A 24523-nucleotide genomic window follows, 5' to 3' on the forward strand; every position below is an offset into this window, starting at 1 on the left:
GGAGGGAATGCATGAACTTGATCGTCGTCCTATGGCAGGCTTCATTAATCATTTCGTTTCTTACGTTCTTTTTTGGGCTGTTTACCAAGTCTAAAACTTCATTGCTCATTAGCTTTTTCACATCTATACCGATTGCATATTATTTTTTCGGCGCAAACAATGCATTTAAATTAGTGGCGCTTTTCCCGGTTATTCCCTTAGTGATCATGTATTTATTTCATCGGTATGAGAGAAGGAGAGTGGAATCATGACCTTTACAGAAACGTTAGGAATTCAACATCCAATCATCCAAGCTCCAATGGCGGGTGTCACGACGCCGGAATTCGTGGCGGCATCATCAAATGCGGGTATTTTAGGTTCAGTAGGTGCAGGATATTTATCCGGAGAAGCTACGCGGGATTTCATTCGCGAGGTCAAAAAGCTCACAGATAAGCCGTTTTCAGTCAATCTGTTCGTACCAGAAGATGTCGAAATGAATCAAGACCTTCTGCGACAAGCGTATTTAGGACTGCAGCCAATCGGCAAGAGACTCGGCATGCCGTTTTGGAAGGCGCCATTGTCGGAATCGGATTTTGACGAGCAAGTGGATGTCATTATTGAAGAGAGGGTCGCAGTGTGCTCCTTTACATTTGGTTTGCCGGACGAAACAATTGTGCGGAAATTAAAAGATCATTACATCTACTTGATCGGCACGGCAACGACAGTCGAAGAAGCTGTTTTAGCCGAACAAGTCGGAATGGACGCAGTCGTTGCACAGGGCAAGGAAGCGGGAGGACATCGAGGTTCATTCATCAGCGAACAGCTTGTACCACTCGAAGAACTACTTCCTTCAAGCGTCCAGACTGTCGATATTCCAGTCATTGCGGCTGGTGGAATCGCTAACAAAGAGCATCTCGAACTTCAACTCTCCCGCGGAGCGGCAGCCGTCCAAATTGGTACCGCACTGCTAGTAGCAGAAGAAAGTGGTGCGCATCCGCTCTATAAAGAAGCCGTCTTGGCAGCTGGCGGCAATAGCACAGTGCTGACAAAAGCTTTCTCCGGAAAATCGGCAAGGGGCATCCGTAACGAGTTCATAGACATGACCGCAAGCGTCCCAATCGCCCCTTACCCATACCAAAACGATTTGACGAAAAAAATCCGGAGTGAAGCGGCAAAGCTCGGAAAACCGGAGTTCATGTCGCTATGGGCGGGGGAGAGCGTCCATGAAACAACGGGTGGAACGGTGAAGGAAATCATCGGAAAATTCCTTTGAATAGAGGATGGGTAATAGCATAAAACTGCAATATTGTCGAGAAATTTATTGTGCTTATTAAACTGAGCACCCGTTAGTGGAATAGCTAATACAAGTTCAATTTCATTTGCTGATGCTTCACTGATCCGTTAATTTTTCTCCTGTAACTATTTCAAATAGCTCTGCTGACTTATTTTTGTCTAATCTGACATATTGATTTCCTCCAATGAGCTCTACTTTATCTTTGTTTGGAGTTATCGATAGTTCATATAATACCGCTTTTGCTTCAATGTTAGGGTTTTTAAAACGAAATGCAAATCTGTAATCAGGAGGGTTTACCCTTTCTGCTTTTGCATTTATCCAATTTGCATCCTGTAAAATCTCTAACAATTTTTGAACTTGCTCATTGTCAGTGACCTCTCTGAAGTCTTCATAGTTATTTTCATCGCCAATGCGCTTTTCAACTACTATACTTTGTTCCGTATTCTGGATTTCGTTTGAACAACCTACTAACAACATTGAAAATATCCCGATTAAGCTAATGAGTAATTTAAACGTCTTCAAATTTATGCCCCCTATTACGCTCAGAACTCTGAACGGTTAGATAGATCACAGACACATCCCCTTTTTCAATCCATATTATCATCCTTGTTAAACTAACCTGCTCCGTTAGTTCAAGAAAAAAGGCTTTACTCCTTCTTGAAGTAAAGCCCCTGTTTAAAAAGTAAGAAACATCATTTTGAGAAATAAATGTCATTCTATCTTTACAAATTATTTAGAGCGTTTGATATTTCCTGTATAATTTCTTTGTGCCGATAAATACTCCAAAAAATAAAGACGGTAAGGAATATAAAGTATATTGTGAGATACAATTTCACGATTTTTCTTGGTATCCCAGGTTTAACAAATAATAAAAAAAAGCCTGTGATGAAAAGTGAGGATATTAAGATAGTAACTCCCCACATGTCATATGCTTTGTTAATTGATATCATTACTTTCATCGCTTGAATTGGAGAATCTTGCACATTGTACGTTTCTATTTTTCCGAAGCCCTCTTCAATCGTTAACATCATCGTTTTTTCATCCAAGTAATAACTATAACCAGTCAAATTGAAGTTAGTCTTTAGTGTTAATAGAAGTATTGTTAGCAAAAGAATATAAACAAATAAAGGTAAAAACCTCTTCTCAGGAATAGTTACCCCTCCTAAACGGCCTATTTGAGATTCTTTAAAAACCACCCATCTCCAAACTGAAAGTAAAGCGTCCCTCTTGTTCAATAAATTACATATATTAACTTATTCAACACAACCGTAAAAAATCCTTTTATTCAACATCCATCTTCGTTAGTTGAAAATTCACTACTTCCAATTGGGTCCCCGAACACTGTGAGACTTACTGAATAACCTGAAAACAACATTTTATTATGTAGCAAAATGAAGTATACTAGATTCAAGCTTTCAGGTTCTGAAAGAAATATTGCCTTTGGGGAAAGGGGAAAAAGAAATGATTACGTTCTTATTTTGTATCGTCTTATTGATTGTCGGCTATTTCACGTATGGCAAATTCATTGAGAAGATGTTCGGGGTGAAAGAAGATCGTGCGACACCTGCTTATACGAGCGGGGACGGCGTGGACTATGTGCCGATGAGCACAAAGAAAAACTCGTTGATTCAGCTGTTGAACATTGCGGGGGTAGGTCCGATTTTCGGTCCGATCATGGGGGCTCTTTATGGTCCGATTGCCTTTGTTTGGATTGTAATTGGGGCGATTTTTGCAGGTGCTGTTCATGACTATTTAACGGGAATGATCTCCATACGTAACCGCGGAGCGCATTTACCTGAGCTTGCAGGGAAGTTTTTAGGGAAGTTCATGAAACATATTGTAAATGCTTTTGCCATTCTATTATTGGTTCTCGTCGGAACGGTATTCGTATCCGCACCGGCAGGATTGCTGTACAACTTAATGAATGGTTGGATGGCGATGGGCATCATCGTTGCACTTATTTTTGCTTATTATATTCTTGCGACACTCTTGCCGATTGATAAGATCATCGGCCGTTTCTATCCGATTTTCGGAGCGCTTTTGATTATCAGTGCTGTCGGGGTTGGCGGTATGATGGTCGTCAAAGGGGTCAGCATTCCTGAGTTGACTTTTGCCAATATGCACCCTGATAAATTGGCGGTCTTCCCGCTATTATTCTTAACGATTTCATGTGGTGCATTGTCTGGCTTCCACGCGACACAATCACCGATCATTTCACGTACGACACAAAAAGAAGGCCAAGGGCGCAAAATTTTCTACGGCATGATGATTGCAGAAGCGATCATCGCGATGATTTGGGCAGCTGCAGGAATGGCGCTGTTCAACGGGTATGGCGGCTTGAATGAGATGTTGGCTGCAGGCGGTCCTGCATTGATCGTCAGCGAAGCTTCGACATTGATGTTGGGTGCAGTTGGTGGAACGCTAGCAATTCTAGGTGTCATTATCCTTCCGATCACTTCCGGCGACACGGCTTTCCGTAGTGCGCGTATGATCATTGCTGATTACTTCAAGTTACCGCAAGTGAAGATGGTGAGCCGTCTTTGGATTGCTGTACCGATGTTTGTCATCTCCATCGCGTTGACACAAGTCGACTTTAACATCCTATGGCGTTACTTCTCATGGGCGAACCAATCGACAGCCGTTATCGCATTATTCGTAGGTGCGATGTATCTGTTCATCGCGCGGAAGAACTACTGGGTGGCACTCATCCCGGGGACGTTCATGCTAATGGCGACGACGACGTATATTTTAAATGCAACGATCGGCTTCGGATTACCGATGAATGTGGCGTATATCGGAGCAACGGTCATTTCGATCTTCCTCGTCGTGCTATTCTTCTTCGCTGCGGTTCGGGCAAGAGCTGCACAAATTCCACTGGAAGAAGACATTTCACATTGGAACAGTGCAACGACAAACTGATTGTTATTTTGAGAAAGAGGCGGCCGAGGCTGCCTCTTTTTACATATACCAAAGCAAGTCGTACTCCATCTTCTTCCCTTTTTCACTGTCCTGGTCGATGACTTTCCAAATGCCATTCTCCTTGAAGACCTTGTAATAAAAATTGGTTCCATCGGCTGTCTTGAATAGAATGAAACCTTCATTGCCTTTAACGAAAGTTACCGGGTTGATCACATTTTTGTAAGGCGGTTGGATTTCCGTGCTAAGAATATTGATGACAATTTCCTCAGCGATATGAGCGAGAGAATTGAAATCATTTTGTTTTTCGGCCTTGTACCGCAACTGGTTATAATCATATCGCTCATACGGAAGTAAGTTTAAATGGAATGACTTTTTAATGTCGATGAGTGATTCCTTATAAAATTGATGTAATTTCTTTTCCTCGTCATCACCTTCATGAGAAAATTCGAGCAGTTTAACACCTTTCGGACTAATCCCGAACTGCAACGTCTCCTTGCCGTATGGTGGATTTTCCGCTGTCTCGAATGTATTCACTTGAACTTCAACTGTGAAGGAAAATCCACCTTTTTCGTCACGCTGGATATTCACTATTTTTGCGTCATATAATCCATACGATTTATCGTATCCGTAATATTGGATGATGCCTTCCGAAATATACGGTTGAAGTGTCGACAGTAGCGCATCTTGGATGGATTGTTGGTCAATATTGTTCTGCTCCGCTTTAGACGTAAGAGGTTGAATAAGCATTGAAATCATTAGAAATGGAAGTAAGAAGTATAAACGTCTCAATTGGAAACCTCCTAACCGGTTTTGTGATTAGGTTTTCCTCAGTCGATGAAACAATACATAAATGAAATTTAAAAATTGAGCCTTTGAATGAAGACAGTTGCGTTATAATGAAATAAATTGTTTGATTACTTGGATACCGGAGGATGCTATGCGGAAATATTATGGTGAAATTGGATTGCTGTTAACAGCAATCATTTGGGGAAGTGGGTTTGTCGGGAGTGCAGTTGCATTGGATTCCTACACGCCCTATCAAATTCTGGCGGGCAGATTCCTAATCGGCGCCGTTCTATTATGTGCGGTTTTTTATAGAAAATTGAAGTTCATTTCAAAAAGTGCATTGATAAAAGGAGCGGTTTTAGGGGTCTTCTTATATATAGCATTTGCGCTGCAAACGGTCGGTCTCCAATTTACAACACCGTCCAAAAATGCTTTTTTGACAGCGGTGAATGTAGTTATCGTACCTTTCATAGGGCTGGCGATTTATAGAAGGAAACTAGATGTGTTTGAACTCATCGGAGCATTTCTCGCGATGTTCGGCGTGGCGGTCCTGTCACTCCAATGGTCAGCGGGACTCAATATTGGCGATTTCCTTTCGTTTTGCTGTGCAATCGGTTTTGCATTTCATATATTCTACACATCCCAATTCGTGAAAAAGGAAGATCCGATTGCGTTGACGATTGTCCAAATGGCGACAGCGACTGTGATCGGAGTCATCGTCGTATTGCTGAAAGGCGAGACAACGTTCAGCACGTATCCGGAAGGTTTGACATCTCTACTCTATTTAGGTGTATTTTCAACGACAATTGCGTTTTTATTACAAACCGTCTCACAGAAATTCATTACAGAAACAAAAGCGGCAATCATACTTTCGACGGAATCATTATGGGGAATGGTCTTTTCCGTCATCCTCTTGAGTGAAATCCTTACGCTTAAGATGGGGATTGGGGCGGTTTTAATACTTGCTGCAATTATTTTATCGGAAACGAAACTAAGCTTTTTGACGAAAGGGAGTAATCCAGCAAGGTTGGGATAAAACGATGAATGGGGGAGTGGAGAGATGTATAGTTCTGAAGAAAGAGATGAGTTTTTTGTAAAGGTAGTTGAGAGATTAACGTCCTCCAATTTAGTTGAAGGAGTTGTTCAGTTAGGTTCAGGAGTGAATGGATATAACGACAAATGTTCCGATATTGATCTAATGGTTTCTACGTCCAAAGTTGAAGACGTTGAAAGCACTAAAAGTTATATTCATCGGACTCTCAGTGAGCTAAATCCTATCTATATTAAAGAAAAGCAGTTTAGCAAGGATATTTATCTGCTGATCGCATTCATGGAAAATTCACTTGAGTTTAATGTGTCTATTCTTCCTAGTGAATTACTGAATGTGAAATCGCCTTTGTGGAAAGTGATAGTCGATAAAACTGGATTCGTATCCGAAAAGATGAACGCTGAAAATGAATTCTTTCAAAATAAGCCAGTCAAATACGATGTAATTGTCGATATCGCGTTTGAATTCGTTTACAGTGCATGGAGTTTGGACAAAGAGTTGAAAAGAAATAATCTCATTTATTCTCTGAAGATGCTTGAGACTATGAGAGATTATATTCTACTGGCACAATCGATGAACGAAAACAAGAAGCTGCACCAATTTAAAGCGTATGACACGTTGGACCCATCGTTTATAGAGGCATACCTTTCAACCTATCCGGATGAAATGACAGTTGAAAAATTGACTGCTTCAGCTGAAAAGTTAAAAGGACTCTTTTCTGAAGTAGTTCAGCATAGTTCTACTATTACGATTGATAAGGCTTTACATAAGCTTCTTTATTCCTAAGAGAATTTTGTTGACCTGTCCCTTGGAGGCAGGTTTATAGTAAACAAAAGCGGAGGGCGCCTGTCTAGAGGCGACAGGCATAAGACGAAGGTGCGTCGTGGCGTTGTTTGCCACAGAGCACATTTGACTTATGACCCCGAGCCTCTGGCGTCCGTAGCTGGATGAGATAAAAGGGAGGGAAGCTATGTTATCAATCGGGAAGACGGCCCATCTTGTCGGACTGACGACGAAGGCTATCAAACATTATGAGGAAATCGGACTTGTCCAGCCTGCTTATGTGAGTCCGGAGTCGGGATACCGGTTTTATTCCCAAAAAGAACAGCAACAGCTTGTGCGAATCAAAACATTAAGGAATTTCGGCGTGTCCCTTTCCGACATTTTGCGGGAAGGAGATGAACAGATGGAGTCTTTGTTGATGAATCGGAAAAAGGAAATCGAGGATGAAATCAACGAACTGCAAGGAAAGATGGAAGGAATCGATCAATTACTAAGCAAAGGGGAGAAGGAAATGGAGACACGTATTGTTGAAAGTGAAGGGTTTACAGTAAGAGGGTATGAGGTACAAGGGCCGGTATCAGAAATTCCAGCAGAATGGGATCGGCTAATCAAGGAAATTAATGAGAAAGATGTCGTCGTAGAAGAATCATTTGGCGTCTGCCTGAAGATGGAGAACGAAATAATCCATTATATTGCGGGACTGAAATCTGAGTTGACGGAAAGGTTCCCGGACACGAAAGAGGTCGTTATTCCCGCTGGCAAGTTTATTGTTGCAAAAGTGGAAGGCGGGATTCCGGGCATTCCGGCTACGTATGACTACATCATTCAAATGGATGACATTAAACTGAGGGATTGCTATGACTTCGAGCGATACGTCCATCCAGCTGTCGCAACGGAAGATGTTATCGAGATTTGGATGCCGATCGAATAAGTAGATTCAAAAGGGGATGTTAGTAATGGAGACACGCATTGAACATGTAGAACAATTCACGGTTAAAGGCTATGAAATGAATGGACCCGTTACTCAGATTCCGAAGTTGTGGGATGAATTGAACGGGATCATCCATGAAAAGGGGGTTGCGCCTGAAGAGTCTTTTGGGATTACGTTAGGAATGGAGAATGGCAACTTCCATTACTTAGCGGGAATTAATTCGGATTTGGCAGAAGGGTTTTCCGGCACGAAGGAATTTATAATACCAAGCGGTAAATTTATTGTATCGAAGGTCGAAGGTGGAGTAGAAGCAATTCCAGCTGCTTTTGATGCGCTGTTGCGCAATCCGGATGTGACACTTAGACATAGCTATGGATTTGAGCGATATATCCACCCGGCAGGTTCAAGTGGCTACGAGACAGAAGTATGGGTTGCGATTGAGTAGGGATTTCTACTTTTAAAGTTTAAGCGTAGACAAAGAATACCACCTAAGTTGGTTTTCTTTTGTAAGAAGTAACATTTACATGCATCCCTCAATTGGCGGAATCTAAGGCTTCATTGAGAACAAAATCTCATAGACTCCAACTTTGGAAGAGATCCAGAAGGTACTGGGTCTTTTTCTATTTACATACGGAATCCTCACTTTCAGATTTAATTCTTACTTCAAAAGTGAGTCTAAATGTTTTGTTAAACGTAGATAGAAGTAAAGGAACTGTTACGATAAGGGCAAGGGGGTTACGGCATGAAAGAAATATATAGGAAGTCGTCGATTTTCGCTTTTATTGGAGGAACAGGAATGATTTTATTTTGTATCCTCTATTATTTTATCTGGTATGAGGGGTTTTCTGTAAACGGCAATATTTTGTTTGAAATAGGGATCAGCGGGTTAGCTGCGATAGGTGCAGGAGTGTATTTCAAATATGCATATGAAAAGATGGTTGACCTCGAAGTCGTCGAAAATGTAAGGGACATGGAGACAATTGGAGAATTAATATTGAAACGAGTGCCGTCGTTGTTGCCGAAATTATATCACGTAGATCGAAATGGACAACCGTTGTTTCAAATTCATCCTACAACAGGCTGGATTAGCAGGTGGCTTCTATGTTTTCGTCCGTTTGAAAAAGGAATTCTTTTTCCTGTTGAATACGATATTTCATCAATGGATGGACGTCCGATGGCGACAATCCACATTAAAAACAATGTAAAACAATTTACATTAACGTTGAAGAAACCCGATGGAACGGACATAGGAAGGTACATACAGCAATTATCAAAATCGGCAATGAAAAACCGGGGAACCCTCTACCATGCGGATGGAACGGTTTGGAGAAAAATTAAAGCGAAGAATATGGCAGGCGACATCGACGTAATAGACGAGGAGGGAAATCGGACAGCTTTCTATCGCTACGGCCTGTTTCCTTACGCAACGCTCCCAGCATTCCAAAGCACATCCCATCATGAGCATGTCCGTTTTGGGGCACAGATTTCATCCGAAGAAAAGCTTGCTTACGTCATGATTTTTTTCTTTTGGTTGGATGGGGAGGGTTGAAGATAAACGTGAGGGGAAATAAAAAACCACCTGGTGACGGTGGGGAAAGTAATCAATTAAATTGTTAACCGCTTGCCTATTAAATGTAAGCAACGAAATGATTGAAGAAGATAGACATAGAGCATGAACGAGTTAAAGTTTACTTATTCATTTCCCACTTAAGCATATTGTCTTCTCTTCCAATTTGCCGTAAGCCCAACTTTCCTAGCACCTTAATTGAAGCGGAATTATCTTGCAAACATTCTGCAATGACTCTCTTAACTTGCCCCGATCCAAATGCCCATTCAATAAGCGCTCCGACTGCTTCAGTCGCATATCCTTTGTTTTGAGCAGATGGAATAATGCCGTAACCGATTTCCACTATATGATCGGCAGTTGGTTTCCCTTTAAAGCCGATGTCACCAACAATGGCATCCGTTGTTTTATCAACAACAAACCAAACACCCCACCCTAATTGGGAAGCATCGTTTTGAAGTTCAGATAGATGTCCCTTCACATGAGCCCCTATTTCATACTCCTCAGGCGATATTGTCGATAAAAATTCTGGTGTGCAAGCAATCAGTTTGAGTCTCTTTGTGTTAAAAATCATGGCTATAACCTCCTACGTAAGTCATTGATTCAAGTATACTTGAATACCGGATTATTAGTTAAAAAATCTTTCATCAATTGTATTGACTCTCACGTTACGTCATACTCTATAGTCAATAGTGAAGGGAGGCGGGGAGTTATGAAAGTGAAAGAAGTGGCGGATTTGACCGGTGTGAGTGTGCGCACGCTCCATCATTATGATGAAATCGGTTTACTTGTTCCGGACAACGTGACAGAGGCGGGCTATCGGGTGTATTCCGATGAGAACTTGACGACCCTCCAGCAAATCTTGTTCTTTCGTGAAGTCGGCTTCCCTTTGAAGAAAATCAAGGAGCTATTGGAAAGTCCGTCGTTTAACCGGTTGGAAGCATTCGAGCTGCAGCGCGACATGTTAGAGGCGAAGCGAAAGCAACTCGGGACAATGATTGAGACGATTGACAAGACGCTCCAATCTGAGAGAGGAGAAATGACAATGACGAACGAAGAGAAGTTTAAAGGGTTCGACTTCAGTTCGAACCCATATGAGCAGGAAGCAAGAGATCGGTGGGGGGATGAGGCGGTCGATAAAGCTAACAAGAATGTCGCCAAATTCGGCAAGGAAACTCAGGAGGACATGAACCGCATTTATTACAACCTCGCAGAACTTCGCCATACGGATCCGGCTTCAGCGGAAGCTCAAGCAGCTATTGGTGAATGGTACACGTTCTTGAATAAAATCGGTGACTACTCATTAGAAGGATTCGCCGGACTTGGTGAAATGTATGTCGCGGATGAACGATTTACGAAGAATATTGACAAATTCGGGGACGGTTTGGCTGTTTTTATGAGGGATGCGATGAAGGTTTTTGCCGAAAGAAACTGATGATAACAATATGAAGTGACCATATATATCCTTACGAGCGATTCATCGCTATTTTCACTCAGACAACGTATAATGAGGAAGCAGAAGAAGAATTCATTTTTCCTCTAGTTTAAAAAAGAGGTGCAATAACTTGAGCCAATATGAAACAGCATTACCGGAGCAATATGAAACGTTAAAAAAACAGGCTAATTATACGTCTAGCTGGCGAGAGCGTTTAGACGCAGTCGAATTGTTATCGGCTTATCAACATGACAAAATCATTGATTTATTAAAAAATCGTATGCAGCATGATACTGTCTACAAGGTGCAAGTAGCAGCCTATGAAGCACTAGTGGCGTTTGGTGAGGACGTAGAGAAACCACTACCGGCACGTTTTGATATTATCAAAGACACAGACAAAATATTCCTACGGGTAAAAAAGAGCTTGCCGAAGGACCATTCAGTAGCAGAATTTGCGGATAAGCTAAAACGTATGCGTTTAGATGTCTATGATGCGTATGAAGGCGATAAAGGTCCACAATTTATGAACTGGTTAGAGGAACGTTGGGCAAAACTGTAATCAGTAGTTTGGCGATTTAGAAGGAAAGTCATTCTCTCCGCATGTGGAGGGAATGGCTTTTTCTTATCCTACAAGTACGAATCATCTCGTTAGAATATCCTGATTGTATTTTTCACTAAAATAAAAATCCATATAGACGACTTTAGCAAGTTGGCGTATTGTTGAATAAATAAGAAAATGGGAGTGATTGCAAATGAACGTTGCCGAATTTTGCGAGCGGTATGCTGTCGAGCGAAAAGGAACGAATTCATTGAAATGGGATGCATTGGATGAGCGTTTCGGGGACCCTGATCTGATCGCAGCATGGGTTGCAGATATGGAGTTCAAGGCCCCCGAAGCAGTATTGGATGCATTGCAAAAACGGATTGCCCATGGCGTGTTCGGTTATTCATTCGTACCCAATTCTTTCTATGAAGCATTTATCAAGTGGGAGAAACAGCATCATGGCTACGAAGTGAAAAAAGAATGGATGCGCTTTTCAACCGGAGTCGTCACAGCACTATATTGGTTTATAAATGCATACACCAAACCTCGTGAAGCTGTCATGATTGTAACGCCTGTCTACTATCCATTCCATAACGCCGTGAAGGACACCGACCGTAAATTGGTGACTTGTGAGCTTGTGAACGATAATGGATTTTATCATATCGACTTTGATGCGTTCGAGAAAAGCATCATCGACAATGATGTAAAACTGTTCATCCAATGCTCTCCGCATAATCCTGTCGGCCGCGTATGGACAGAAGAGGAATTGGTGAAGGTCCTGTCAATTTGCAAGAAGCACGGCGTTCTAGTCGTTTCGGACGAAATTCACCAAGACCTTACTATGGAAGGGCATAAGCATATCCCTTCTGCAATTGTATGCGATGGTGAATTCGCAGATCGGCTCATCACCGTAACAGCGCCGTCTAAAACATTTAATTTGGCTGGACTCTTATTTTCACAAATCATAATTGAGGATGAACAGCTGCGTACCCAATTCGATGACTACGTGAAAACGGTGAACCAAACTGAAGTGAATATCCTTGGATTGACCGCCGCGGAAGCTGCTTATCGGCATGGACAAGGGTGGCTGGATGGACTATTGGCAGTCATCAGGCATAATTACGAACATGTGAAACGACATCTGCATGAAGTGGCACCCGAAATTATCATCTCTCCATTAGAAGGCACTTACTTGATCTGGCTTGATTTAAGAAATGTGATTGATCCAGAGAAAACAAAGGAGTTTATCCAAGATCGATGTCGAATTGCTGTTGATTTCGGGGAATGGTTTGGCCCAGAAGGAAAAGGGTTTATTCGATTGAATATGGCGACTGAGCCAAGATTTGTCGAGCTTGCCGTTGAAAATATCTTGTCGAACCTTGGAAGGTGAAAGGTGTTTTCAATTTTATTTTTAAGAAAAGCAAGAAAGTCGAAGCGATTCATAGTATAATAGGACAACCATCGATAGATGAGCAATTGTTACTTCCATGACAACCATGCCATCACTTGCTTTCCTGCGGGATTGAAAAATCTTGGGAAAGTGAAACTCTACGTATAGGTAAAACGTATAATACATATATAGATAAACGCTTGAACTGTCCGAACCCCTACTCATGTCTACAACTTAGGGCTTAGAAGGTTTACACCTGCAGACGGTTTAGGTTCCCCCAAAAAATGTACATACTTGTAGAGAGATGAGTTAGGGGTTGGGATAATGGGAAAAACAATTTACATCGTACTTACAGACACGGGAACATTACTGTCTAAGGCGATTGGCATGTATACACGCAAAGATTTGAATCATGCATCCATAGCATTCGACGAGCAATTGACCGAAATCTATAGTTTCGGGCGGAAGCAGCAATACAATCCATTCTTCGGTGGATTTGTACGTGAAAATGTTGCGGAAGGCATTTTTCAGGAGGCTGATTGCGCTGTGTACCGTTGCGAAGTTTCTACGGAAGCGTATATACGGATCCGTCAGAAAATCGTTCAATTTGAGTTGAATCAAAAAGCTTATAAATACAACTTTATCGGTTTGTTCGGCGTGGCGCTGAATAAAGAGATTCGACGGAAGAGGGCGTTTTTCTGTTCGCAATTCGTCGCAACCGTCATGCAGGAGAGCGAGATGCACCGACTGCTGACGAGACCTAGCCTGACAATGCCGCATCATCTGGCGTATATGCCACATATGGAACTAGTGTATGAAGGTGACTTAAAAACATATTTACACACCGCAAGAGGACCGCAAATGGATCGTCCGATTCGAATGGGACTTTGGAAGAGTCTGGCGTTCCGCCTACTTGCCTGATGTTGAAGCTTCTCTGTTACGAGAAGCTTTTTTCGCGTCTTCATGCGATAATTAAAAAAAAGATGGAAAAAGGATGACACGATGACAAAAACGATTGATGTACAAGTAAACGCACAAAGTATAGCGGCCTTTAAGAAGGGCTACCCATTGATTTTGAAAGACGCGGTGATTAATCCGGAAGTGTTGCAGGAGGAAGGCTCACTTATCCGCTTGGTCGATAAATACCGTAAATTCATCGCAAAAGGCTATTATGGCAATCAAAACAAAGGAATCGGCTGGGTATTGACAAGGGATGAAAACGAGGAAATCGACTTCGCCTTTTTCGAATCCAAGATAGCAGCAGCTCTTTCGAGACGGGAATCTTTTTTTGAAGATAGCGAGACGACCGCATTCCGTATCTTCAACGGCGAAGGCGATGGCATCGGTGGATTGACGATTGATTATTTTGAAGGCTATTACATGGTGAGCTGGTATAGTGAAGGAATCTATTCCATGAAGCATCATGTGTATGGTGTGTTGGACAAGCTCGTGGAGTATAAGGCAGTATACGAAAAGAAACGCTTCGATACGCAAGGCCAGTACATCGAGCAGGATGATTTTGTAAGAGGGATCCCTGGGGATTTCCCGATCATCGTGAAAGAAAATGGCATGAACTTTGCCGTCGATCTGAATGATGGCGCAATGACGGGAATTTTCCTTGATCAGCGCGATGTGCGTAAAGCGCTGCGCGACAAGTATTCGGAAGGCAAGCATGTATTGAATACATTCTCATACACAGGTGCGTTTTCCGTTGCCGCGGTACTTGGCGGGGCGCGGGAGACGACGAGCGTTGATTTGGCGAAGCGCAGTTTGCCGAAGACGATCGAGCAGTTCAGTGTGAACGGGATTGACTATGAAGCACAAAACATTCAAGTGATGGACGTGTTCGATTACTTCCGTTATGCGAAACGTCATGAGCTGAAATTCGACGTTGTTGTTTTAGATCCACCGAGTTTTGCACGCTCCAAGAAATACACATTCAGCACGGCGAAGGATTACCCGGCCTTGCTGAAGGATGCAATTGACATCACAGAGAAAAACGGCATCATTATTGCATCGACAAATAACGCAAGCTTCAGCATGAAGAAGTTCAAGACATTCATAGAAAAAGGTTTCGCGGATGCTGGCTCACGCTTTAAGATCCTCGAGGAATCTTCATTGCCAAAGGATTTCCGCACAAGCCGCGACTTCCCGGAATTCAATTACTTGAAAGTCGTCATTTTGCAGAAGTTGAAATAAGAAGTGCAAAGCCATCTCCGTTCGGGGATGGTTTTTTGGTTGAGTCATTGCAATATTTGAGAGAAAGCCTTTCAATAGAGAGAAAGATAGAAAAGGGGGAGAGCGGATGGTTGAGGCTGTTCTTCATGGGATAATCCTAGCGATCGGGCTTATATTACCACTAGGCGCTCAAAATGTTTTTGTATTCAATCAGGGGGCTTTGCAGCCAAGGCTAGCCAGGGCACTTCCCGTCGTTATCACCGCGGGGATTTGTGACACGATTTTGATCGTGGCTGCAGTATCAGGAGTATCTCTGCTCATCTTGACATTCCACTGGTTGGAAACAATCATGTTTGCTGTCGGTATCCTGTTTTTACTGTACATCGGAATTTCTCTTTGGCGGAGCGCACCTGCGTCAATGGAGGCGGAAGCGGAACGGTTTTCTCCCAAGAAGCAGATTTTGTTTGCAGCATCCGTCTCTTTATTGAATCCACATGCCATCATCGATACGATCGGCGTGATCGGTTCGAATGCCTTAAGTTATTCAGGGGAGGCACGTTTTGCGTTCACGTTGACGACAATCATCATTTCATGGTGTTGGTTTTTCGGACTCGCTGTTGCTGGAAGAGTACTCGGCAAGATGGATACGAGCGGGAAATTCATTGGCATGTTGAATAAAGTCTCCGCTGTCGTCGTCTGGACGGTCTCGGTGTATATGGCGTTCCGGTTACTGAGCAAGCTTATTTGAGAGGTACCAATATCTATTGAATAAAGAGAGTTATCTATTGAATCCGGATAGTTATCTATTGGATAAAGAGAGTTATCTATCGAATTTAACCAGTTATCTATCGAATAACAAAACTTATCACCAAATCGGGACTATTAACCTAACAATAGAGGAGCGTGGGCTTACAGCTCCCTCAGCTCCTCATTCAAATTCGCTGCTTGCTTCCTGAAGTACATGTAGAAGGAAATCCAAATGATCGAATAGAACACGATGAAAATGCCGAGCATACCGATAAATCCTTTCACTGTGAATGGAATCCATCCAATGATGAAGGCGACGATGAAATACAACACAGTCACACATAAGAAATGCAGTGTCGTCTGGACCGGCAATGTCAGTTTTTCATTTTCAAACAGCAAAGGAGTCACCGTGAAGAACCAACCGCAAAATACTGTACCGAGCAAGTTTTTCCCCAGAATTGAGGCATCTAGCATATCCTTACCGTCAATATAGATGACCGCTAGAATTGTAACGACTGCCAGGAATGAGCCAAAGAAAATGCCCAATACACTTCTTGTCAAAAACGTTTTCATCCGTTTTTCCTCCTGTTCATTTTCAGCGCTTCCTTGATGCCGCTCACATACGTCCTCGAAACATACTCTTTCGCTCCGGATTTAAAATGGACGACTAACGTACCGTTGAAAGAAGCTTCAAAACGGCTTAGCTCATGCAAGTTGGCAATGACCGATTTCGATAGCCTGATGAATTTCGCGGAAGACAGCATCTCCTCAAGCTCATAAAGCTTCTCTTTCAATGAAAAGGAGCCTGCCGCAGTGACTGCCATGACACCTTCCTTTTCAGTATGGAAGTAATGAATGTCGTCCGGTTTCAAAATATGCTGCATCTCGCCATCTCTTCCGACGAGAAACTCCGATTTCTTCCCCTTCAAAAAATCAAGGATTTCCTTTATCGAATCATCCACTTCATTGCAATGGATTGTCACTTTCGTCTCCTCGTAAATTTCATCAATGTCCAGTGTAACTTTCATTCCCCATATCTCCTCCTCGTCCCCTATTAGTAGGATACCATTTGAAGGAAGGATTTCGCAGACTATTTCCAAAACGTAAGACCAATAGAGAGATGGCAGTGACGAGGACGATAAATCCGATAGACTTGAGTGTCGCTGCGTTCCATTCCAACTGTCCATTCCAAACTGCGATGAAGATTTGATTCATATGGTAGACCGGATTGAAATCAGCGATGACGTGCACGAACTTTGGCATCATTGCAATCGGCATTGTGAACCCCCCAGTGAACATCACTACTTGAAAGATGACAATGGAGAAAACTAACGCGCCATTCATGCTTGTGAATAATGAGTAGATCGCTGAAGAGATGATGAGCAAGGCTGCATTCAATAAGATGAACGTCCCGAATGCCAAAATGAAATTCAGTGAATGGAATGATAGATCATAAGCGATCATGCCAATGAAGAACACTAGGAAATAGCCAAGGCTCGTAATAATGATGGACCTTAAGATATTCGATAGCAGCAATGTCCTCTTCGGTACCGGTGATAAAATAATCCGCTTTTCCACGCCTGTCGTCCGGTTCATTACTTGATCGAACCCGAATGCGAAAAAGACGACGCCGAACGTGATCAGTAAAATGAAGGAAGGGGTGTACGTTTCTGCATAACTAAGATTCCCGGCATACGTGGCGTTCCCGAAGAGCTGCCCCATGAATAAATATGTGACCGGCGGAACGATGATCGTGAATACCAAATAAAATATCTCCCGTGTAAACATTAGCAAGTCGTACTTCAGTTGAGTAAGTAACATGAAAATTCCTCCCTATATAGATACTTTTGATAAGTAAAACTCGTTGATTGATTTGTAGCCGCTGGAAAGGATCCCTTCCGTCGAATCAAACACTTCATTAACGCCGTCGTTCAAGAGCATCACTTTGTCGCAGTACATTTCGACTTCGTCCATATTATGTGTCGTCAAAATGACCGTCCCGTCTGTGCGTTTGTTGTACTCGCTAATATACGTCCAAAGCATATTGCGCATATGTGGATCGAGGCCAGTCGTCGGTTCATCCAAAATAAGGAGTTTCGGCTCGGATAAAAAGGCAATTGCCAAACTGACGATTTGCTTCCAGCCTCCTGATAATTTATCAAAGTATTTCTTCCGATGCGGTTCCAATTTGAAGTCGGCAATAATCTGTTCGATATCGACCGGTGAGTTGTAATACGCTTTGAACAGCTTCAGCAACTCGACCACCTTCAACGTTTTGTAAAACTGCGTCGGCTGCAGAACGACTGATATGTCCCTTCGTATCTGTTCAACTTGGTTGGCCGTTAACGTGTTCAATTCACTGCCCAACACGGCGACAATTCCATTGTCATACGGTTTCAGCGTCATCAATATCTCTAGAAATGTAGATTTCCCTGCACCATTTTTGCCGATGACTCCAATGATTTCTCCTGCATTGGCAGTGAAATCAATTCCCCTTAATACGTTGTTCCCCCCATATGCCTTTTGTAAATTGTTGACTCTCACAATTTCCATTTGCAATCCCTCCGTCATTGTTCTTTGTACACTAACTATATCCAGCCGATACGAGTCAGTCTGCCGGTTTTCGATAACCGGTCGTTTTTCCACGGTCAGTTGCAAAAAAGTACATGTGAGTTGCATCGGGCGTACACTTCCTTGGAGTTATGCGCGACTTTAGTAGACTTATGCTTATTTTGGGAGCTTTGGATCATTTTAGTTAAGTCGTCTTTACAGTTCAAGGTCCATTCTTTCGTGTAAGCGCCCAATAATGAAGGAGAATAGAGAATCTTTGTTGAATGAAGTTTAGGTGGAGGTGTCACCATGGTTTCATTAAAACCGATCAAACGAAGCAAACTGAGAATCTTTGCAGGAAAGAAAGTATATAGACTGAAACGCTATAGTGAATGGCTGTTAGACGGGAAAAAGTATGCGCGCAAAAGACTCGGTGAAAAACTACCATATAGTATCAAAAAGCATCGGACTCCTTTGCTGAGGCAATTGAAGGACGTCGATATGCAGTTGCAAAGGAATAAAATAATAAATCTTGAGATTGCCGCAAAACGATTGCATAAAGTCGTCATTGAACCAGGAGAAACCTTTTCATACTGGCGCCTGATCGGCAATACGACGAAGCGGAAAGGGTATGTCGACGGCATGATCCTCCATTATGGAAAAGTGACTGTCGGGACAGGCGGAGGGCTTTGCCAACTATCAAACCTCATCTATTGGATCACATTGCATACGCCGCTGACTGTGACAGAGCGCTATCGCCACAGTTACGATGTCTTTCCCGATTCGAACAGGAGTCAGCCGTTCGGCAGCGGGGCGACTTGTGCCTACAATTATTTGGATTTGCAAATAAAGAACGAAACCCAAACGCCATATCAGCTCATGATTTATTTAACTGATACACATCTGAACGGGGAATGGCGTTCAATTGCGCCAGCAACCCGGACATATGAGATTTACGAGAAAGAGCATCATTTCACGAGGGAATTATGGGGAGGGTACGTCCGTCATAATTCGATTTTTCGGAAAGTATATGACGCAGACGGGAACCAGATCGACGATGAATTCGTCACAGAGAATCATGCGATAACAATGTATGAGCCTTTTCTGACATATGAGGGGGACGGGAAATGATTATCATGATTAACGGGGTGTTCGGTGTTGGCAAAACATCTGTTGCGAATGAACTAGTAAGCAGGCTGGATGGGGCGATGCTGTATGATCCAGAAGAGGTCGGATTCATGCTGAAGCAAATCATTCCGGATGAGATGAAATTGCAAAATGAGAAAACAGGGGATTTTCAAGACTTGAATATATGGAAACCATTGACGGTAGAGGTGGCAAGGCAATACGCGAGACATACGGCAAGGATTTGATCGTGCCGATGATGATTTACAATGAGGACTATTTCAACACAATTCATAGCGGATTCCTGCAAGTCGATCCTGAAATCTACCACTTCTGTTTGACCGCGAAAAAGGAAACAATTCATAAGCGGCTGATTGAACGCGGAGAAGAGGTAGGCAATTGGTGCTTCGAGCAGACGGATAAATGCCTTGAGGGGTTTGCCGACTCCTGCTTTGAACAATTCATACCAACAGACGATGTTGGTATTGAAGAGATTGCGGATTTCATTTGCAAAGAGATTAGACAAGGAGCAAAGACAACATGTTAGGTCTGAATAAAGACGTAGTCGCATTAACACCGTACTGCCGAGAATGGAAAGCGCTTTTCGAACAGGAGAAGACGTTAGTAGAATCGTTAATCGGGGAGTATGTAGTTGATATTCAGCATATCGGGAGCACCGCGATTGAAGGGATTGCTGCAAAGCCTATGATTGACATTCTCATTGGTGTCCGATCGGTGGATGACGTGAAGAAATTCGATAAATACCGACTGAAGGATGCAGATATTTATCATTTGGGGCGTGTGGAAATTGAAGGTAAAGCAGTGTTTGCCAAGTTCTCAAATTTGGAGGAATTGACGAAGACGCATGTCTATCATGTCGTAGAATATGGCGGCAACTGGTGGAAGCAACATACGTTTTTCAGGGACTATTTGAATGAACATCCCGATGTAGCGCAAAAATATGAAGCGTTGAAGAAGGAACTAGCGTTGATATATCCGGATAACGAACGGAAATATACAGACGCAAAGAAGGCGTGTGTTGATGAGGTGTTGAGGTTAGCAGGATTGTGAATACGGGCGGGAGGAAACTACTATGAGACACCAGGATACGCTTCCGGAAAAACAGCCGGAGCTGAACATCATAAGAGCATTTAAACAACTTGTCCATTTCGGGTGGCAGCAGGCTCTCTCCTGTTTGTTCCCGGTTGTTATTTTTGCTTCCTTGGCACTTACAAAAATTATACCTCTTCCCTTACTGTCACGGTATGACTGGCTTCTGGTCATTTGCGTTCTCATGCAGTGGTGGATGCTACGTTCGGGACTGGAAACGAAAGATGAACTAAAAGTAATTACCCTGTTCCACTTGATTGGACTTACTCTTGAAATCTTCAAGGTGAATATGGGTTCGTGGTCTTATCCAGAGGAAGGGTATTTCAAAATTTTGGGAGTTCCTTTGTATAGCGGATTCATGTACGCAAGCGTAGCAAGTTATCTATGCCAAGCGTGGAGAAGGCTGGATGTCGACCTCATTAAATGGCCGCCTTTTTGGATAGTTGTCCCCCTTGCTTCGGCAATCTATTTGAACTTTTTCACCCACCATTATTGGATCGACATTCGTTGGTGGTTATCTGCACTTGTCATCATCGTCTTTTGGAAATCTTGGGTTAGTTATCATGTGAATGGATCTCAGTACCGGATGCCCATTGCTCTTTCATTTGTCCTCATCGGTTTTTTCATATGGGTAGCTGAAAATATCGCGACGTTCTTCGGTGCATGGCAATATCCAAACCAAGCCGACGCATGGAGTCTCGTTCATCTAGGAAAAGTCAGCTCATGGCTATTATTAGTGATTGTCAGCTTTCTAATCGTCGCAACGTTAAAGCAGGTGAAGGGAAAAAACAGGTAAGATGCAGTGCAATGTAAAGGTTGAGAATTTACGTTAAGGTGGGGGTCAGATGAGTACGCAATGGTTGGATTGGGCGAAGCAAATTCAGGCTTTGGCGCAGTCAGGGCTAGCGTTTTCAAGGGATATATATGATATAGAGCGCTATGAGGAGTTGCGCAAAATCAGTGTAGAGATTATGTCGGAGTACACCGATCTTGAGATACATAGAATTGAAAGCTTGTTTACGAACGAAACAGGTTATCAAACACCGAAAGTGGACGTTCGGGGTGTAGTCTTTAAAAATGATCAAATCTTAATGGTAAAAGAAAATATCGATGGTAAGTGGGCATTGCCAGGCGGGTTTTGCGATATTGGATTGTCTCCTTCAGAAAATGTTGTGAAGGAGATTAAAGAGGAATCCGGGTTTGATGTAATTCCGGTAAAATTAATTGCATTACTGGATAAAAACAAGCATCCACATCCTCCGGACCCATATCATTACTATAAGGTTTTTATTATGTGTGAAATTATCGGAGGAGAACCTGCTGTAGGACCCGAAACAAATCAAGTTGAGTTCTTTACGAAAAACAATTTACCGCCACTTTCTATGAATCGAAATACGGAGTCTCAAATTACAACAATGTTTGAATTCTTGAGGGACCCTAAAAAGAAAACGGTATTCGATTGATTTCATTCCACCACGAGTAGAATCTCATATTCAACCAACAGTTGATAGGCGGCCAGAGAGCGATATGCTACGCTGAATGTACAGTGCGCGCTGAAACATATTGGGGAGGTTGTTTGGATGTTGGATACACGGAAGATTGGAAGTTATATTTCAAAGCTTCGAAAAGAGCGGGATTGGACGCAGGTGGAAATGGCGGATCGGTTGAATGTGAGTCATCAGGCCGTATCTAAGTGGGAGCGTGGGGAATCGTTGCCTGACCTTGGGACATTGATGAACATCGGACAGGCTTTTGGTGTGTCGGTGGATGAGTTGATGAATGGAGGTGCCGAGCGAGAAGGTTCGGTATATATCCATAATCTTGGGCGGATCATGAAGGGGATTTCTGAAGACCGTCGGGAAGAGGTCGCGGAAATGATAAATGCGGGGGAAGCGGATATGGATGAATTGATTGAAGTCGCCCCTTTATTAAGAGCAAGCGAATTGGCTGCCGTGACGGAGAGAGTCGATAAAAGCTTGTTCAATGAGGATATGATTGTAAGACTCGCGCCATTTGTGGAAACGGAGCTGTTGGATGGGCTCGTGCTCCAGGCGATGGAGGACAGTGTTGAATTGGAATTGATCGAAAAACTGGCTCCGTTTGTTAGCAGTAACGCGTTGGGCCAATTGTTAGACAAGGCTGTTACAGATGGAGTGGATTTTGACGCTGTAGTCCGACTGGCCCCATTTGTGGAACAAGAGTCATTGGATAAGCTTTCGCTTCAAGCGATTGAGGATGGCATTGAATTGGAGCAGATCGGTAAACTGGCCCCGTTTGTTAGCAGAGAAACATTGTGGAATATACTCGATAAAGCTGTTACGAAAAATGTGGATTATCATGCCGTTATCAAACTGGCGCCATTTATCGGAAGAGAACATGTCGATAAATTGATTGATCGGGCAGTGAGCGAAGGTCTTAAATGGGAGTTTGTCGTCAAATTGGCTCCATTCTGCAGTCGGGCAATGTTGAATCGATTGGCGGAACAAGTGAAGGAGGGCGAATTGGATTCAAGCCGCTTAGTTTCCCTTGCTCCTTTTATTGACAGGGAGGTCCTGAGCAGAATTGTGGATCGGATGGAAATGAGCGAGTTTGCTCCGGCGACTGTGGCGGAATTAGCACCATTTGTAGATAAAGGAACGCTTAGCAGATGGATTCAAGGTTTGTTGATTAAATGAGAGGGAAAGCAGCACTGTGAATTCGGTGCTGTTTTTAAATTGTATACATAATTTGTCATGTTCTCCGAGTTGCGAATTGTCTGGTAAGTGGGAACGGGTGTATGGTATACTGTGAGAATAATAGCATAGTTTTCAAGGGCGGTCAGCATTCCGTAGTTGTAACAACTTTCCAGTCTATCCTAGACGGAAGGGGGTGCTGTAACGTGACTACATTCCAAGCAATAATCGTCATGATTAGTTTTTCTACGCTAATCGTAGCAGTGATTGCATTAGTATTGTCACAAAAGAAATAATCCACCCTTGAGTTTTAGCCGGCTCGGATGGATTATTCCCTGACGTGACGCTGATCCCCATATGGAAACCATGTCTATTGAAGTTCCGCAATGATGCTCTAACATCGTTGCGGTCCTTTTTACTATATCCTCTATCTATTGGAATTATAACAAATAGGAATCACAAAGTCTATTAATTGAAATAATTTAAGTCTGCATAATTGATTAGGGGGAAGTGGATGTTGATAAATAATCGGTTAGCCATCCGGGATTTAATAGAAGAAGATAAATTCCTTTTGGCCAAATGGTTGTCCGATCCGGAGGTTCTCCAGTTTTACGAAGGACGGGATCGTCCGTTGGATTTGGCGCAAGTCGAAGAGGGTTTTTTCGGGAATGCAGACGGTGAAACAAGGTGCCTCATTTTCTATGATGAGGAGCCGATTGGGTATGTACAGTATTATCCGGTTGGGGATGAGGAAAGACGAATTTATGGCTATTCGGATCCGTCAGAAATCCTTTATGGAATGGACCAGTTCATCGGTGAACCAGCCTATTGGGATAAAGGAATCGGGACGCAACTTGTCGAAATGATAGTTGCGTATTTATTGATTGATAAGAATGCTGATCGCATCGTTATGGACCCGCAAACGTGGAATGAGCGGGCAATCCGGTGTTATGAGAAATGCGGATTCAAGAAGGTCAAGCTCTTGCCACAGCATGAATGGCATGAAGGGGAATACCGGGATTGCTGGCTGATTGAATATGGCAAGAAGTGAAGTTGTGCAGCCAAGAAATCGAGGATCTTCCGTTATTATTGAGAAGGATAAGGTCGCGGTTATTAAGAGGAATCTTGGCGGTGAGGAATATTATGTCTTTCCGGGCGGTGGAATTGAAGTTGACGAAAGTCCTGAGCAAGCAACAATTCGGGAAGCGTTTGAGGAGCTAGGTGTTCATATTGAGATAAAAGAACATCTGGGAATCGTTGAATTCAATGGAAAGCAATACTATTTCTTAGCAGAGATTGTCGGCGGGGAATTTGGGACAGGACAAGGCGAAGAGTACGATGAGAGCTGTAACCGTGGATTATATGAGCCGAAGTGGATACCGATTGCCGAGCTAATAGCGTTGGATGTTCGACCAATAGAGATTGTGAAAATAATAGTTGACCGAATGGAAATTTGAAAATAGTTGGA

Annotated in this window: 31 protein-coding genes; 24 read left to right on the plus strand and 7 right to left on the minus strand. The window is 42.9% G+C overall.

Annotation, left to right across the window (positions count from 1 at the left end; translation table 11 throughout):
• Positions 1-11: 11 nt before the first annotated feature.
• A complete protein-coding gene (locus OC538_RS12785; protein WP_262175950.1) occupies positions 12-251 on the plus strand; it encodes a hypothetical protein in 240 nt (79 codons plus the stop codon).
• A complete protein-coding gene (locus tag OC538_RS12790; RefSeq protein ID WP_262175952.1) occupies positions 248-1252 on the plus strand; it encodes an NAD(P)H-dependent flavin oxidoreductase in 1005 nt (334 codons plus the stop codon). The genes OC538_RS12785 and OC538_RS12790 overlap by 4 nt, the downstream gene beginning before the upstream one ends.
• A gap of 117 nt (positions 1253-1369) precedes the next feature.
• On the opposite strand, the gene OC538_RS12795 is transcribed toward OC538_RS12790, so the two are convergent.
• Complete coding sequence (locus OC538_RS12795) at positions 1370-1795, minus strand: hypothetical protein (RefSeq protein WP_410055875.1); 426 nt, start codon at positions 1793-1795, stop codon at positions 1370-1372.
• Positions 1796-2734: 939 nt separating this feature from the next.
• Between OC538_RS12795 and OC538_RS12800 the strand changes: the two genes are divergently transcribed.
• Positions 2735-4192, plus strand: coding sequence for a carbon starvation protein A (locus OC538_RS12800; RefSeq protein ID WP_251695468.1), 1458 nt, complete (start codon positions 2735-2737; stop codon positions 4190-4192).
• A gap of 39 nt (positions 4193-4231) precedes the next feature.
• Here the strand turns inward: OC538_RS12800 and OC538_RS12805 are convergent, their stop codons facing one another.
• On the minus strand, positions 4232-4981 hold the full coding sequence (locus tag OC538_RS12805; RefSeq protein WP_262175955.1) for a DUF3888 domain-containing protein: 750 nt from the start codon (positions 4979-4981) through the stop codon (positions 4232-4234).
• Positions 4982-5129: 148 nt separating this feature from the next.
• On the opposite strand from OC538_RS12805, the gene OC538_RS12810 reads away from it, so the two are divergent.
• From OC538_RS12810 to OC538_RS12830, 5 genes are all read left to right on the plus strand, one after another.
• Positions 5130-6014 (plus strand): DMT family transporter, encoded by an 885-nt coding sequence (locus OC538_RS12810; RefSeq protein WP_262175958.1) that lies wholly within the window; start codon positions 5130-5132, stop codon positions 6012-6014.
• Between the two features lie 24 nt (positions 6015-6038).
• A complete protein-coding gene (locus OC538_RS12815) occupies positions 6039-6812 on the plus strand; it encodes an aminoglycoside 6-adenylyltransferase (protein ID WP_262175959.1) in 774 nt (257 codons plus the stop codon).
• Between the two features lie 184 nt (positions 6813-6996).
• On the plus strand, positions 6997-7740 hold the full coding sequence (locus OC538_RS12820) for a GyrI-like domain-containing protein (RefSeq protein ID WP_262175961.1): 744 nt from the start codon (positions 6997-6999) through the stop codon (positions 7738-7740).
• A 25-nt stretch (positions 7741-7765) separates the two neighbouring features.
• Positions 7766-8185 carry a GyrI-like domain-containing protein gene (locus OC538_RS12825; protein ID WP_262175964.1) on the plus strand — a complete coding sequence of 140 codons (420 nt, stop codon included), beginning with the start codon at positions 7766-7768 and terminating at the stop codon, positions 8183-8185.
• Positions 8186-8482: 297 nt separating this feature from the next.
• Entirely contained in the window at positions 8483-9289 is an 807-nt protein-coding gene (locus OC538_RS12830; RefSeq protein ID WP_262175967.1) for a hypothetical protein, read from the plus strand.
• A gap of 139 nt (positions 9290-9428) precedes the next feature.
• Here the strand turns inward: OC538_RS12830 and OC538_RS12835 are convergent, their stop codons facing one another.
• Positions 9429-9878 (minus strand): GNAT family N-acetyltransferase, encoded by a 450-nt coding sequence (locus OC538_RS12835; RefSeq protein ID WP_262175969.1) that lies wholly within the window; start codon positions 9876-9878, stop codon positions 9429-9431.
• 138 nt (positions 9879-10016) lie between these two features.
• Between OC538_RS12835 and OC538_RS12840 the strand changes: the two genes are divergently transcribed.
• From OC538_RS12840 to OC538_RS12865, 6 genes are all read left to right on the plus strand, one after another.
• Positions 10017-10739, plus strand: a complete 723-nt coding sequence (locus OC538_RS12840) for a MerR family transcriptional regulator (protein ID WP_262175970.1) — start codon at positions 10017-10019, stop codon at positions 10737-10739.
• Positions 10740-10869: 130 nt separating this feature from the next.
• The gene (locus OC538_RS12845; RefSeq protein WP_262175973.1) at positions 10870-11298 is read left to right on the plus strand and encodes a HEAT repeat domain-containing protein; all 429 of its coding nucleotides are present in this window, start codon (positions 10870-10872) and stop codon (positions 11296-11298) included.
• A gap of 193 nt (positions 11299-11491) precedes the next feature.
• Positions 11492-12673 (plus strand): MalY/PatB family protein, encoded by a 1182-nt coding sequence (locus tag OC538_RS12850; RefSeq protein ID WP_262175974.1) that lies wholly within the window; start codon positions 11492-11494, stop codon positions 12671-12673.
• 324 nt (positions 12674-12997) lie between these two features.
• Positions 12998-13594: a hypothetical protein gene (locus OC538_RS12855; protein WP_251695457.1), complete on the plus strand. Its 597-nt coding sequence runs from the start codon at positions 12998-13000 to the stop codon at positions 13592-13594.
• A gap of 81 nt (positions 13595-13675) precedes the next feature.
• Positions 13676-14872: a class I SAM-dependent rRNA methyltransferase gene (locus OC538_RS12860; protein ID WP_262175977.1), complete on the plus strand. Its 1197-nt coding sequence runs from the start codon at positions 13676-13678 to the stop codon at positions 14870-14872.
• Between the two features lie 106 nt (positions 14873-14978).
• Positions 14979-15599 (plus strand): LysE/ArgO family amino acid transporter, encoded by a 621-nt coding sequence (locus OC538_RS12865; RefSeq protein ID WP_262175979.1) that lies wholly within the window; start codon positions 14979-14981, stop codon positions 15597-15599.
• 161 nt (positions 15600-15760) lie between these two features.
• Here the strand turns inward: OC538_RS12865 and OC538_RS12870 are convergent, their stop codons facing one another.
• Genes OC538_RS12870 through OC538_RS12885 form a run of 4 tightly spaced genes read right to left on the minus strand, consistent with a single transcriptional unit; the run spans position 15761 to position 18151 of the window.
• Positions 15761-16171, minus strand: a complete 411-nt coding sequence (locus tag OC538_RS12870) for a DUF3021 domain-containing protein (protein ID WP_262175982.1) — start codon at positions 16169-16171, stop codon at positions 15761-15763.
• Positions 16168-16626 (minus strand): LytTR family DNA-binding domain-containing protein, encoded by a 459-nt coding sequence (locus OC538_RS12875; RefSeq protein WP_262175983.1) that lies wholly within the window; start codon positions 16624-16626, stop codon positions 16168-16170. The genes OC538_RS12870 and OC538_RS12875 overlap by 4 nt, the downstream gene beginning before the upstream one ends.
• Complete coding sequence (locus OC538_RS12880) at positions 16604-17419, minus strand: ABC transporter permease (RefSeq protein ID WP_262175985.1); 816 nt, start codon at positions 17417-17419, stop codon at positions 16604-16606. The genes OC538_RS12875 and OC538_RS12880 overlap by 23 nt, the downstream gene beginning before the upstream one ends.
• 12 nt (positions 17420-17431) lie before the next feature.
• Entirely contained in the window at positions 17432-18151 is a 720-nt protein-coding gene (locus OC538_RS12885) for an ABC transporter ATP-binding protein (protein ID WP_262175987.1), read from the minus strand.
• 306 nt (positions 18152-18457) lie between these two features.
• Here OC538_RS12885 and OC538_RS12890 point away from each other — a divergent pair, with 306 nt between their 5' ends.
• The 10 genes from OC538_RS12890 (at position 18458) to OC538_RS12930 (ending at position 24512) form a co-directional block, all read left to right on the plus strand.
• Positions 18458-19279 (plus strand): VanW family protein, encoded by an 822-nt coding sequence (locus OC538_RS12890; protein WP_251695450.1) that lies wholly within the window; start codon positions 18458-18460, stop codon positions 19277-19279.
• Positions 19276-19521 (plus strand): AAA family ATPase, encoded by a 246-nt coding sequence (locus OC538_RS12895; protein ID WP_262175990.1) that lies wholly within the window; start codon positions 19276-19278, stop codon positions 19519-19521. The genes OC538_RS12890 and OC538_RS12895 overlap by 4 nt, the downstream gene beginning before the upstream one ends.
• On the plus strand, positions 19461-19820 hold the full coding sequence (locus OC538_RS12900; protein WP_262175992.1) for a hypothetical protein: 360 nt from the start codon (positions 19461-19463) through the stop codon (positions 19818-19820). Before OC538_RS12895 ends, OC538_RS12900 begins: the two co-directional genes overlap by 61 nt.
• Positions 19814-20344, plus strand: coding sequence for a GrpB family protein (locus tag OC538_RS12905; protein WP_251695448.1), 531 nt, complete (start codon positions 19814-19816; stop codon positions 20342-20344). The genes OC538_RS12900 and OC538_RS12905 overlap by 7 nt, the downstream gene beginning before the upstream one ends.
• A 70-nt stretch (positions 20345-20414) precedes the next feature.
• On the plus strand, positions 20415-21179 hold the full coding sequence (locus OC538_RS12910) for a DUF817 domain-containing protein (protein ID WP_251695889.1): 765 nt from the start codon (positions 20415-20417) through the stop codon (positions 21177-21179).
• 49 nt (positions 21180-21228) lie between these two features.
• On the plus strand, positions 21229-21846 hold the full coding sequence (locus OC538_RS12915; protein ID WP_251695447.1) for an NUDIX hydrolase: 618 nt from the start codon (positions 21229-21231) through the stop codon (positions 21844-21846).
• A gap of 117 nt (positions 21847-21963) precedes the next feature.
• Positions 21964-23058, plus strand: a complete 1095-nt coding sequence (locus OC538_RS12920; RefSeq protein WP_262175994.1) for a helix-turn-helix domain-containing protein — start codon at positions 21964-21966, stop codon at positions 23056-23058.
• A gap of 101 nt (positions 23059-23159) precedes the next feature.
• Positions 23160-23351, plus strand: a complete 192-nt coding sequence (locus tag OC538_RS17980) for a putative holin-like toxin (protein WP_353056619.1) — start codon at positions 23160-23162, stop codon at positions 23349-23351.
• Positions 23352-23569: 218 nt separating this feature from the next.
• A complete protein-coding gene (locus tag OC538_RS12925) occupies positions 23570-24106 on the plus strand; it encodes a GNAT family N-acetyltransferase (RefSeq protein WP_262175997.1) in 537 nt (178 codons plus the stop codon).
• Positions 24093-24512, plus strand: a complete 420-nt coding sequence (locus OC538_RS12930; RefSeq protein WP_251695444.1) for an NUDIX hydrolase — start codon at positions 24093-24095, stop codon at positions 24510-24512. The genes OC538_RS12925 and OC538_RS12930 overlap by 14 nt, the downstream gene beginning before the upstream one ends.
• The last annotated feature ends 11 nt before the right edge of the window (positions 24513-24523 follow it).

Origin of the sequence: Saccharococcus sp. Marseille-Q5394, assembly GCF_946901335.1 — a bacterium.
Lineage (GTDB): Bacteria > Bacillota > Bacilli > Bacillales_A > Planococcaceae > Sporosarcina > Sporosarcina luteola_C.

Excerpts from the sequence above, each read along its gene's own strand:
- OC538_RS12785 (WP_262175950.1), top strand. The coding sequence starts at position 12 with ATGAACTTGATCGTCGTCCTATGGCAGGCTTCATTAATCATTTCGTTT.
- OC538_RS12790 (WP_262175952.1), top strand. The coding sequence starts at position 248 with ATGACCTTTACAGAAACGTTAGGAATTCAACATCCAATCATCCAAGCT.
- OC538_RS12800 (WP_251695468.1), top strand. The coding sequence starts at position 2,735 with ATGATTACGTTCTTATTTTGTATCGTCTTATTGATTGTCGGCTATTTC.
- OC538_RS12810 (WP_262175958.1), top strand. The coding sequence starts at position 5,130 with ATGCGGAAATATTATGGTGAAATTGGATTGCTGTTAACAGCAATCATT.
- OC538_RS12815 (WP_262175959.1), top strand. The coding sequence starts at position 6,039 with ATGTATAGTTCTGAAGAAAGAGATGAGTTTTTTGTAAAGGTAGTTGAG.
- OC538_RS12820 (WP_262175961.1), top strand. The coding sequence starts at position 6,997 with ATGTTATCAATCGGGAAGACGGCCCATCTTGTCGGACTGACGACGAAG.
- OC538_RS12825 (WP_262175964.1), top strand. The coding sequence starts at position 7,766 with ATGGAGACACGCATTGAACATGTAGAACAATTCACGGTTAAAGGCTAT.
- OC538_RS12830 (WP_262175967.1), top strand. The coding sequence starts at position 8,483 with ATGAAAGAAATATATAGGAAGTCGTCGATTTTCGCTTTTATTGGAGGA.
- OC538_RS12835 (WP_262175969.1), bottom strand. The coding sequence starts at position 9,878 with ATGATTTTTAACACAAAGAGACTCAAACTGATTGCTTGCACACCAGAA.
- OC538_RS12840 (WP_262175970.1), top strand. The coding sequence starts at position 10,017 with ATGAAAGTGAAAGAAGTGGCGGATTTGACCGGTGTGAGTGTGCGCACG.
- OC538_RS12850 (WP_262175974.1), top strand. The coding sequence starts at position 11,492 with ATGAACGTTGCCGAATTTTGCGAGCGGTATGCTGTCGAGCGAAAAGGA.
- OC538_RS12855 (WP_251695457.1), top strand. The coding sequence starts at position 12,998 with ATGGGAAAAACAATTTACATCGTACTTACAGACACGGGAACATTACTG.
- OC538_RS12860 (WP_262175977.1), top strand. The coding sequence starts at position 13,676 with ATGACAAAAACGATTGATGTACAAGTAAACGCACAAAGTATAGCGGCC.
- OC538_RS12865 (WP_262175979.1), top strand. The coding sequence starts at position 14,979 with ATGGTTGAGGCTGTTCTTCATGGGATAATCCTAGCGATCGGGCTTATA.
- OC538_RS12870 (WP_262175982.1), bottom strand. The coding sequence starts at position 16,171 with ATGAAAACGTTTTTGACAAGAAGTGTATTGGGCATTTTCTTTGGCTCA.
- OC538_RS12875 (WP_262175983.1), bottom strand. The coding sequence starts at position 16,626 with ATGAAAGTTACACTGGACATTGATGAAATTTACGAGGAGACGAAAGTG.
- OC538_RS12880 (WP_262175985.1), bottom strand. The coding sequence starts at position 17,419 with ATGTTACTTACTCAACTGAAGTACGACTTGCTAATGTTTACACGGGAG.
- OC538_RS12885 (WP_262175987.1), bottom strand. The coding sequence starts at position 18,151 with ATGGAAATTGTGAGAGTCAACAATTTACAAAAGGCATATGGGGGGAAC.
- OC538_RS12890 (WP_251695450.1), top strand. The coding sequence starts at position 18,458 with ATGGTTTCATTAAAACCGATCAAACGAAGCAAACTGAGAATCTTTGCA.
- OC538_RS12895 (WP_262175990.1), top strand. The coding sequence starts at position 19,276 with ATGATTATCATGATTAACGGGGTGTTCGGTGTTGGCAAAACATCTGTT.
- OC538_RS12900 (WP_262175992.1), top strand. The coding sequence starts at position 19,461 with ATGGAAACCATTGACGGTAGAGGTGGCAAGGCAATACGCGAGACATAC.
- OC538_RS12905 (WP_251695448.1), top strand. The coding sequence starts at position 19,814 with ATGTTAGGTCTGAATAAAGACGTAGTCGCATTAACACCGTACTGCCGA.
- OC538_RS12915 (WP_251695447.1), top strand. The coding sequence starts at position 21,229 with ATGAGTACGCAATGGTTGGATTGGGCGAAGCAAATTCAGGCTTTGGCG.
- OC538_RS12920 (WP_262175994.1), top strand. The coding sequence starts at position 21,964 with ATGTTGGATACACGGAAGATTGGAAGTTATATTTCAAAGCTTCGAAAA.
- OC538_RS17980 (WP_353056619.1), top strand. The coding sequence starts at position 23,160 with ATGGTATACTGTGAGAATAATAGCATAGTTTTCAAGGGCGGTCAGCAT.
- OC538_RS12925 (WP_262175997.1), top strand. The coding sequence starts at position 23,570 with ATGTTGATAAATAATCGGTTAGCCATCCGGGATTTAATAGAAGAAGAT.
- OC538_RS12930 (WP_251695444.1), top strand. The coding sequence starts at position 24,093 with ATGGCAAGAAGTGAAGTTGTGCAGCCAAGAAATCGAGGATCTTCCGTT.